Raw genomic sequence first — 8,509 nt, 5'->3', positions numbered from 1 at the left:
GGAAGCGTCCACCGGGCCGGAACTCGCGGGCGGGAGCGACTCCCGCCGTTTCCTCCTTCGCTGACCCGGCTCGGCCGGATCGTCGGGTGAAGAATCCCGGCCCGGCGGACTGGGGGGTGAGGTGGAGGGAAGCGTCCACCGGACCGGGGCTCGGGGCGCGGGAGGGATCCCGCTTCTTCTCGGGGTGAAGCAACCGGCCCGGCGGACAGGGGGGTGAGGTGGAGGGAAGCGTCCACCGGACCGGGGCTCGTGGGGCGGGTCAGTACACGCCGGGGGTGGTCGCGACCGCCTGCCTGACCTCGGGGCGGCTCGCCGGGTTCGCCTTGCAGCCGTTGGGTTCCACCGCGAACCACGTGCCGCCCGTGCCGTGGCCGCCGGCCTCTCCGGGCGCCGCGTCCTGGCTGTAGGTGTACACCGGCCAGCCGCCGACCGTCACCTGGCTCGTGCCGTCCGGCCGGCGGATGCGGCCGGCCAGGCCGGGGTCGATGCCGCCGGCGACGGTGATCCGGCCGTCCGCGGGCAGCGGTGGCCACTTGCGCGCGCAGGCTCCGTCGCAGGTGGACTTGCCGGAACCCTTGGTGTCCTTCGTGTACAGGTAGAGCGTGCGGCCGGCCGAGTCCGTCAGGACCGGGCCGAGGCCGGCGACGCCGGTGGTGCCGAGGGTGGCCGGGCCGCTGCCCGCCTGCTGCCCCGCCGGCGTGACCGCCGTCCAGTCCGCGCTGACGTTGCGGCCGAGCGCCACGCCCGGCCCGGTGTCCTTGGCGTACCGGTAGACCGGCCGGCCGGCGACCGTCACCTGCTTGCTGCCGTCCGGCCGGGTCACCTGACCGATCAGGCGGGCGTCCACGCCGGCGGCGAGCGCCGGGACGTCGGACACCAGCGGTGGCCACGTCATCGCGCACGGGCCGGCGCAGGTGGCCTTCGACGGTTCGGCCGCGTCCTTCGCGTAGCGGTAGAGCGTGTGTCCTTCGCCGTCGGCCAGCACCTCGCCCAGACCTTCCACTGTGGACGTGATCAGCTGGGCCTGGCCGGCCGCCGAACCGGCCGGGACCGCGCTCGCCGGTTGCTGCTGCTGCGCGCCGAGCGTCAGCTGCTGGACGGCACCGGAAGGGGCGTACGGGTTGGTTCCGCAGGCCGCGACCAGCGCGAGTCCGGCGAAGGCGAGCGGCAGAGCGGCAACCGGGCGAGCACGGTACATCGGAGGTTCTCCTTCCTGACTGGCCGGAGGGACGGGACGGCGACGCTTATTCGGCGCAGGTCTTGCCGGACTTGATGCAGTTGACCAGGCGGCCCATGATCTGCTTGCTCATCACGTTCGCGAAGTCGTCGTGGTCGGACCGCGGGTTGTGCTTCTCCTGGGCGAACGCGTCCACTTTGTACTCGCCGTTCTGCTGGACGTCCTGCGGGACGTTGTACACCAGCGTGACTTCGAGCTGCGGCACGTTCTTGAACCCCTGCGGGCACTTGCCCTGCTGGTCGGCGAACACGATGTGGCTGCGGTGGTCCTTGCTGTCGGTGTTCTTGCCGTCCCAGCAGTTCGGGAAGGCGTGGATCCGCTCCACCTTGCTGCCCGCCGGGCAGATCGGGTAGAGGTCGGTCAGCCGGTCCTCGAACCCGGTGCAGGTCCAGCTCGGCCGGGCGTTCTTCGGGCCGTTGGTGCTCTGCTTGGCGTCACCGTAAAGGATCCTCAGGCCGAGCGGCATCGCGACGACGTCCTGCGCGCCACCGCCGATGAACTTCAGCGTCGCCGACTCCGGCTCGATGATCGTGCCGTCGTTGTCGCCGACCTCCTTGTTCTCACCCTGGACGCCGCCGAGCTCGTCCTGCTGCTGACCCTGGTCCTGGTTGGCCTGGTCCTGGTTGTTCTGTTTCTGCTGCTGCTGGTTCTGGTCCTGGTTGCGCTGGCGGCGCTGCTGCTGACCGTCCTGGTTCTGGTTCTGGTCACCCTGCTGCTGCGCGCTCCGGCCCGAACGGCCGCCGCCCTGGCCCTGGCTGTTGCGCTGGTCCTGGGCATCCCGGGCGTCCCGGGCGCTCTGGTCCTGCTGGACGTCGCCCGTCTTGCCCTTCTGCTGCTGTTGCGCCTGCTGGTTCTTCTGCTCGTCCTGCGCCTTGTCCTCGCGGTCGATCCGGATGACCGGCCAGAAGTAGGCGGACTTGTCACCGTTCTTGCAGGTGGTGCCGCCGGCGAGCAGGCTCTTGAGGCTGGAGTCGGCGTCCGTGGTCTCGTTGCCGACGTAGTCGTGCAGGTGCTGGGCGCCGTTCTTGATCCCCGGCTGGGCGATGAAGTTGTCGGGGTTCTGGTGCGCGCCGTCGGCGTTCGTCCCGCAGTTGACGGTGAAGGAACCCCGCACGCCCTTCTTCTTCAGGGCGGCGTTGACGTTGTTGCCGGCGGGAACCTTGTTGATGTCGATGAAGAACGACGGGTCCGCGGGGTCCGCGCTGGCTTCGCCCGTGCGGCCCGCGGTGACCGCGACGGCGAGTGCGCCGACCGCGATCGCCAGGCCGATCGCGCCCATCGCGATCTTGGTTCGGCGGGCGACGCGATGCTTGCCCGTCACGGGGGGCCGAGAATTCCGGGCCATAGACTGATTCACCTCGTTCGTTATTCCGGGCGCGCCGAACAGCGCGGCAGCCCGGGCAAGAACTACCGTCAATTGAGGTCGAGATCGCTCGGAACCCGGAGGGGATGCTTGCGGTTCCGGCTGTCGGAGTGCATCGGGGGATGCATTGGGGGATACGGACCCGAGCGCCCCGAGGTTCAAAAGCGACCGGCCCGTTATCTGTTCGTTATCAACCGGAACGCAACCGGGCAGCGTTCACCCAGGTCACGGAGACGGGACGGAAAACCGAAGGTTCAGCGCTGCACGACGACAAGCACCGTGCCGTCGTCGCCGCGGACCTCGAACCGGCTGATCTGGTCCATCGCCAGGGAGACGGAACCCTGCAGCCGCAACGGTTCGGGCGAGCCGGGGATGCCGAATCCCTTGGGCGGCACCGACCAGCTGGACACCACGCGCTCGTCGCCGGCCGCCGGGATGGCGACCAGCTGGCACTTGACCGGCCCGACGATCCCGCGCAGCTCGAGCTCGACGCGGCTGCCCCACTCCACCGGGGACACGGTCACCAGGGCGTTGACGGCGGACCCGCCGCTGCCGCGGCCGTAGGTCTGGCCGCCGCCGGGCTGGCCGGCCGGTGCGGACGGCGGCGGGGTCGACGTCCCGGCGACGCTCGTCGCGGGCGGCGGCTGCTTGCCGCTCGGGGCGGCGAGCGAGGCGGGCGGGACGGCGTCGGCCGGCCGGACCGCGAGGGTCACCAGCGGGCCGGCCACGACGAGCGCGGCAGCCGCGGCCCCGGCGAGGATGCCGAGCCGGCGACGGCGGCGGCGCTTGACCGCGGCCTCTTCCATCAGGCCGCGCAGCACCCGGGGCCCCGGCGAGAGGGTGCGCGGGCTGGGCGCCGGCATCGGCGGCTCCGGCCAGCTGCGCTTCACCAGGTCGAGGACGTCCGGCAGCTGGTAGAGCTCGATCAGGTCGAGCTGGCAGTGCGGGCAGTTCATCAGGTGGGCTTCGAACTGGGTGTTCTCGGCCTCGCTGAGGACGCCGAGCACGTACGCGGCGACGTCGGTGTGTGCGGAACCGGCCACGCTCAGTTCACCCCCGCTCGCGCAGGGCCCGGCGCAGCGCGCGGACGGCGTGGTGGATACGGGACTTCACGGTGCCCGGGGGCACGCCGAGGGTCGCCGCGACTTCGTTCACGGTGCGATCGCGCAGGTAGGTCTGCTGGATGGCCTCCCGCTGCTCGGGCGAAAGGCCCTGCAGCGCCTCGTAAACGATCATCGCGGCGAGCGTCCGGTCCGATTCGTCGGACACCGCGATCGCGTCGGATTCGATCTCCTCGAGCTCCTGGGGCCGGACACTGCGGCTGCGCCAGCCGTCGATGACGGTACGCCGGGCGACCGTGAACAACCAGGCACGCAGCATCTCGGGCTGGCGGTCGAGCTTGTCCGCGTTCCGCCACGCCTTGATCAGGGTCTCCTGCACGACGTCCTCGGCCCACTGCCGGTCGTGGCCGGTCAGGCGCAGCGCGAACGCCATCAGGGACCCGCCGAACTCCTGGTAGAGCGCCTTCGCCAGATCGTCGGAGCCGTCGCCGGGCTCGACGACAGCCTCGGGATCTCCGACGGATCCCAGCGCTCGGGTGTGCCGTCCCACGCGGGACATCCTGGTGGGCCGGACGGCCTACGTCCAGTACTTCGTGGCCCAAACCGGGAGCAAAACTTTTTTGAACCGTTTCCGGACCGTGTCCGTATCCCCTACCGAAGACCCCGACCAGGCGTTGTCCCCCGCAACGCTCCGCATCCACTCCGGACCGAATGTCCACTGTGGATCTTTCGCGCCCTTTCCGTTGCACTACCGGCAACAGCGCGTAGTCATGCCCCACGGAGGAGCAGTGATCCGCATTCCCCGCCCGGTGGTCCCCGCCGCCGTGTGCCTCTCCGCACTCGCCTTGCTCACTGCCTGTACTGCCAGCGCCGCCACCTCGGGTGGCGGGTACGGCGCCGCCGGGATGCAGATGCCCGGCATGCAGCAACAGCAAGGACAGGTCGTGCTGCCGATGCCGCAGGGCATCACCGCCGACCCGAACAACCCGGCGAAGAGCCAGCTCCGGGCCGCGAAGACGTTCGACCTCGGGCTCCTGCTCGTCGACGGGACCGGGTACACGATCTACCGCTACGACCGCGACACCCCCCGGCCGTCGCGGTCGAACTGCACGGACGCGTGCGCGGCCAAGTGGATCCCGGTCAAGCCCGGCACCCTCGCCCCGATCGACGTCGACCAGTCGCTGATCGGCCAGATCACCCGCGACGACGGCACCCCCCAGCAGACCCTCGCCGGCTGGCCGCTGTACCACTTCACCGGCGACCAGGAACCGGCCGACACCTCCGGCCAGGGCGCCGACCAGGCGTGGTACCCGATCGCGCCGGACGGCAAGAAGATCACGCTGACCCAGGACGAGTGGAGGCAAGATGCGTTCGGCGTCTGAGTTGGCCGGGTTCGGGTTCGAATCCCCGTCGGTCCTCGAGCGCTCCCGGCCGCTGGTCCGCATCCTGTTCGTGCTGGCCGCGGTCCTGGCGCTGCTCGCGCCGGGCTCGACCTCCCTCGCCCAGACCGGCGCGGTGAACTCGGTCTCCGACACCGACGCGGTGCTCCTGACCAAGGTCCGCCAGGCCGGGCTGTGGGAGATGCCCTCCGGCATGATGGCGATGGAGAAGGGCAGCCCGCTCGTCCAGAAGGTCGGCTTCGCGATCATGATGGACCACGGCCGCCTCGACGTGGCGACCCGCGCCCTGTCGCAGAAGCTGAACTCGCCGGTCCCCGACCAGCCCTCCGACGAGCAGCGCGGCTGGCTCGCCGAGGAGATGGCCGCCTCCCCCGGCCCCGAGTTCGACCGCGTCTTCGCCAACCGGCTGCGGGCCGCGCACGGCCAGGTGTTCGCCGTCCTCGCGCAGCTGCGGGCCGGCACCCGCAACGACGACGTGCGGGCTTTCGCCACCGTCGGCAACCAGGCCGTGATGCGGCACATGACGATGCTCGAGAGCACGGGGATGGTCGACTACACCGCGCTGCCCGCGCCGGTCGTCTCCACGACCGCGGCGCCCACCGGGATCCAGCTCGGCCTCGACACGTCCCAGCTCGCCGTGGTGGGTGCGTTGTTCCTGCTGGTCGGCGGCGGCCTGTTCTACGTGCTGCGCCAGATCAAGGGTAACCGTGGCCGCGCCAGGGCTTCCCGGCCGGCCACCGCGAGAACCGGGGGTAGCCATGGTTGAGACCTGGCACGACGCAACGATCTTCCTGACCCAGCAGTTCCAGCCGAAGACCGACCCGGCGGCCCGCGGCCTCGCGGCCTTCGCCGCCCGGACGTCCTACGCGGCGACGATGCTGACGCTCACCTGGGGCGTGCTCACCGCGACCGGCTGGATCCGCTCGGTCACCGGCCGGAAGGGCCTGCGCAGCACCCACATGGTGCTGGCCACCGCGACGATCATCTTCGGCCTCGTCCACGCACTGGGGTTCACCTACCTGACAGTCGCGCCGTACAGCTTCGCCTACATGTTCGTCCCGTTCGGCTCCGGCCAGGAAGCGCGCCACATCGCGGGCATCGTCGGCTTCGAGGTCATGTTCGCCATCTTCCTCACCGCCGGCCTGCAGCGCTTCACCTCCTACCGGCGCTGGCTGTGGCTGCACCGCTGCGCGTACCCGGCCGTCGGGCTCATCGCGCTCCACTCCTGGTTCGGCGCCATCGCCAACGGCCACCTCTCGGTCACCTGGCTCGGCGGCATCACGCTGCTCGTGCCGGCCGTGACGGTGTCGATGCTGCGGTTCATGCCGGCCCGCACCCTGGAACGCATCGGACTCGTGGAAGAGCAGGTGGCCTGACATGCCGCTCCGTCTGCCCGGCAGCGGGCCCCGGATCAGCGTCGACAACGACCGGTGCGAGCTCTACGGCATCTGCGCCATGGAGGCGCCGGACGTGTTCGACCTCGGTCAGGACGGCCGCCTGCGCTTCATCACGCGGCTGCTGGACGAAACCACCATGGAACAGGCGAAGATGGCCGCCCGCTGCTGCCCGATGCAGGCGGTCGTGATGAGAGGGGACCTCGATGGCTGACGGCGACCGGATCGTCATCGTCGGTGCGGGCGTCGCCGGGCTGCGTGCCGCGGAACGCCTGCGGGAACAGAAGTTCGACGGCGAGATCGTGCTCATCGGCGACGAGGCGCGGCGCCCGTACCACCGCCCGATGGTTTCGAAGGCGCTGGTGATGGGGACCGAACGGCCCAGCGACGTGGGCCTTTCGCACTACCTGCCGGATCTCGACGTGCACTGGCGCCTCGGCGCGCGCGTGACGCACCTGGACACCACCGAGCGGGTCGTGCACCTGCCCGGCGGCGAGTCCCTCTGGTACGACGGCCTGATCGCCGCGACCGGCGTCTACCCGCGGCACCTGCCCGGATCGCCGCGGCACGACCCGCGCGTGCGGATCCTGCGCACGGTCGAGGACTCGATGGCCGTGCGGCGCTGCCTCAACGCCAGCAAGAAGCCGGCCGTCGTGATCGGCGCCGGGCTGATCGGCAACGAGTTCGCCGCGAGCATGCGGCACATCGGCCGGGACGTCACCCTGATCGGGCACGCGAAGGCGCCGCTGCACCGGTTCGGCGACCGCGTCTCCAGCGGCGTCGTCGAAGCGCACCACGAGCACCGCGCGAAGCTGGCGATGAAGAGCGAAGTGCGGCACTGGATCAGCACGAAGGACACCGTCGGGCTGCACCTGACGAACAACCAGCTGCTGGTCGCCAGCGTCGTCGTGCTCGCCATCGGCAGCGTCCCGTCGGTGGACTGGATGCGCGGCTCCGGCCTCGACATCAGCGACGGCGTGCTCTGCGACTCGAAGCTGTTCGCCGAGGGCGCCTCCGACGTCGTCATCGCGGGCGACATCGCGCGCTGGCCGAACCTGCGCTTCGACGAGACGCCGCGGCGGGTCGAGCACTGGATCAACGCGGTCGAGTCGGCCCGGCACGCGGCGGACAACCTGCTGATGGGCCACTCCAGCGCCATTCCGTTCACCCCGCTCCCCCGCGCGTGGTCGACGCTGTACGACACGCGGCTGCAGATGTGCGGGATGCCGTCGCTGGCCGAGGACACCGTCACGCTGGCCGACGGCATCACCGGGTTCATCCGCGACGGCCGGCTGGTCGGCATCTCCGCGTGGGACAAGCCGCGGGCGATGCTCGACTGGATGGCCGAGCTGGACCGCCGGCTCCCCGCGCCCGACTACGTGCCCGAGCCGGAGCCCGCGCCCGTCGCCGAGGTCCCCGAGGTCCCCACGGTCGCGCCGTCGCTCGCCGCACTGGCGGCCGACGTGCCGCCGGAGTTCGACAGCGGCTTCGACCACCAGGCCTTCGAGCGCGAGTTCGAAAGCGAGTTCGCCAACGACATCCCGACGACCGCGTTCCCCGCGCAGTCCTTGCCGGCCCCGCCGACGACGGCGTTCGCCGCCCAGCCGGGGGCGGCGCTGCCGACCATGGCCATCCCGATGGGGAGGTAACGAAAGCCGGGGCGGGGCTGCGCGCGGCGGCTCCCGTCCCTTGCCGGTCACCACGCCCCCTCCGCGGCTGGGTGGTGTGGTGACCGGCCCCGACCGTCCCCCAGCCCGCCTCGCGGTCGCGTCCACGAGCGTCCGGCGGGCCAGGAGAAGGTCATCCCGAGGGAACCCGACGCCCCCGGGGTGGCCTTCTTCCGGCGCACCGGGCGGGGGCCCGAGGTCGAGCGCCGCGGCGGGGTCACTCCCGCCGGGGCGCGCGGGCCGTGGAGGCCGTTCCGGCGGAAGGGTATGCCGCCGGAAGGGACTCCACGGTCTTGAAGCACCGGTGCACGGCCGTCCCGGGGGCACGGGAACCCCCGGGACGGCCTCCACCCGCCCCTCGATCCGCCCCCAATCACGCGAGACCCG

General features: G+C 71.3%; 9 protein-coding genes. 5 read left to right on the top strand and 4 right to left on the bottom strand.

Translation table 11 applies throughout. The annotated features are described in order from the left end of the window. Window positions 1-259: 259 nt before the first annotated feature. The 4 genes from C2L59_RS23725 to C2L59_RS23710 all read right to left on the bottom strand — a co-directional run bounded on the left by C2L59_RS23725 (window position 260) and on the right by C2L59_RS23710 (window position 4,211). A complete protein-coding gene (locus C2L59_RS23725; RefSeq protein WP_103351717.1) occupies window positions 260-1,198 on the bottom strand; it encodes an SCO0930 family lipoprotein in 939 nt (312 codons plus the stop codon). Window positions 1,199-1,244: 46 nt separating this feature from the next. After that, the gene (locus C2L59_RS23720; protein ID WP_103351716.1) at window positions 1,245-2,582 is read right to left on the bottom strand and encodes a DUF1996 domain-containing protein; all 1,338 of its coding nucleotides are present in this window, start codon (window positions 2,580-2,582) and stop codon (window positions 1,245-1,247) included. A gap of 272 nt (window positions 2,583-2,854) precedes the next feature. Continuing rightward, window positions 2,855-3,643: a zf-HC2 domain-containing protein gene (locus C2L59_RS23715; protein WP_103351715.1), complete on the bottom strand. Its 789-nt coding sequence runs from the start codon at window positions 3,641-3,643 to the stop codon at window positions 2,855-2,857. Window positions 3,644-3,650: 7 nt separating this feature from the next. Further along, window positions 3,651-4,211 (bottom strand): sigma-70 family RNA polymerase sigma factor, encoded by a 561-nt coding sequence (locus tag C2L59_RS23710; RefSeq protein ID WP_103351714.1) that lies wholly within the window; start codon window positions 4,209-4,211, stop codon window positions 3,651-3,653. A gap of 238 nt (window positions 4,212-4,449) precedes the next feature. Here C2L59_RS23710 and C2L59_RS23705 point away from each other — a divergent pair, with 238 nt between their 5' ends. The 5 genes from C2L59_RS23705 to C2L59_RS23685 are packed head-to-tail and all read left to right on the top strand — an operon-like array spanning window position 4,450 to window position 8,104. Further along, on the top strand, window positions 4,450-5,043 hold the full coding sequence (locus C2L59_RS23705; RefSeq protein WP_103351713.1) for a hypothetical protein: 594 nt from the start codon (window positions 4,450-4,452) through the stop codon (window positions 5,041-5,043). Further along, the gene (locus C2L59_RS23700; protein ID WP_103351712.1) at window positions 5,027-5,827 is read left to right on the top strand and encodes a DUF4142 domain-containing protein; all 801 of its coding nucleotides are present in this window, start codon (window positions 5,027-5,029) and stop codon (window positions 5,825-5,827) included. The genes C2L59_RS23705 and C2L59_RS23700 overlap by 17 nt, the downstream gene beginning before the upstream one ends. Next, entirely contained in the window at window positions 5,820-6,437 is a 618-nt protein-coding gene (locus tag C2L59_RS23695; protein WP_103351711.1) for a ferric reductase-like transmembrane domain-containing protein, read from the top strand. Before C2L59_RS23700 ends, C2L59_RS23695 begins: the two co-directional genes overlap by 8 nt. A gap of 1 nt (window position 6,438) precedes the next feature. Continuing rightward, on the top strand, window positions 6,439-6,669 hold the full coding sequence (locus tag C2L59_RS23690) for a ferredoxin (RefSeq protein WP_103351710.1): 231 nt from the start codon (window positions 6,439-6,441) through the stop codon (window positions 6,667-6,669). Further along, window positions 6,662-8,104, top strand: coding sequence for an NAD(P)/FAD-dependent oxidoreductase (locus C2L59_RS23685; protein ID WP_103351709.1), 1,443 nt, complete (start codon window positions 6,662-6,664; stop codon window positions 8,102-8,104). The genes C2L59_RS23690 and C2L59_RS23685 overlap by 8 nt, the downstream gene beginning before the upstream one ends. Window positions 8,105-8,509 lie beyond the last annotated feature (405 nt).

The organism is Amycolatopsis sp. CA-128772 (assembly GCF_002904295.1).
Classification (GTDB): Bacteria; Actinomycetota; Actinomycetes; order Mycobacteriales; family Pseudonocardiaceae; genus Amycolatopsis.
Note: the sequence above shows the minus strand (reverse complement) of the source record. Positions and strands in the feature narration are given on the sequence as shown.

Excerpts from the sequence above, each read along its gene's own strand:
- C2L59_RS23725 (WP_103351717.1), bottom strand. The coding sequence starts at position 1,198 with ATGTACCGTGCTCGCCCGGTTGCCGCTCTGCCGCTCGCCTTCGCCGGA.
- C2L59_RS23720 (WP_103351716.1), bottom strand. The coding sequence starts at position 2,582 with ATGGCCCGGAATTCTCGGCCCCCCGTGACGGGCAAGCATCGCGTCGCC.
- C2L59_RS23700 (WP_103351712.1), top strand. The coding sequence starts at position 5,027 with ATGCGTTCGGCGTCTGAGTTGGCCGGGTTCGGGTTCGAATCCCCGTCG.
- C2L59_RS23695 (WP_103351711.1), top strand. The coding sequence starts at position 5,820 with ATGGTTGAGACCTGGCACGACGCAACGATCTTCCTGACCCAGCAGTTC.
- C2L59_RS23690 (WP_103351710.1), top strand. The coding sequence starts at position 6,439 with ATGCCGCTCCGTCTGCCCGGCAGCGGGCCCCGGATCAGCGTCGACAAC.
- C2L59_RS23685 (WP_103351709.1), top strand. The coding sequence starts at position 6,662 with ATGGCTGACGGCGACCGGATCGTCATCGTCGGTGCGGGCGTCGCCGGG.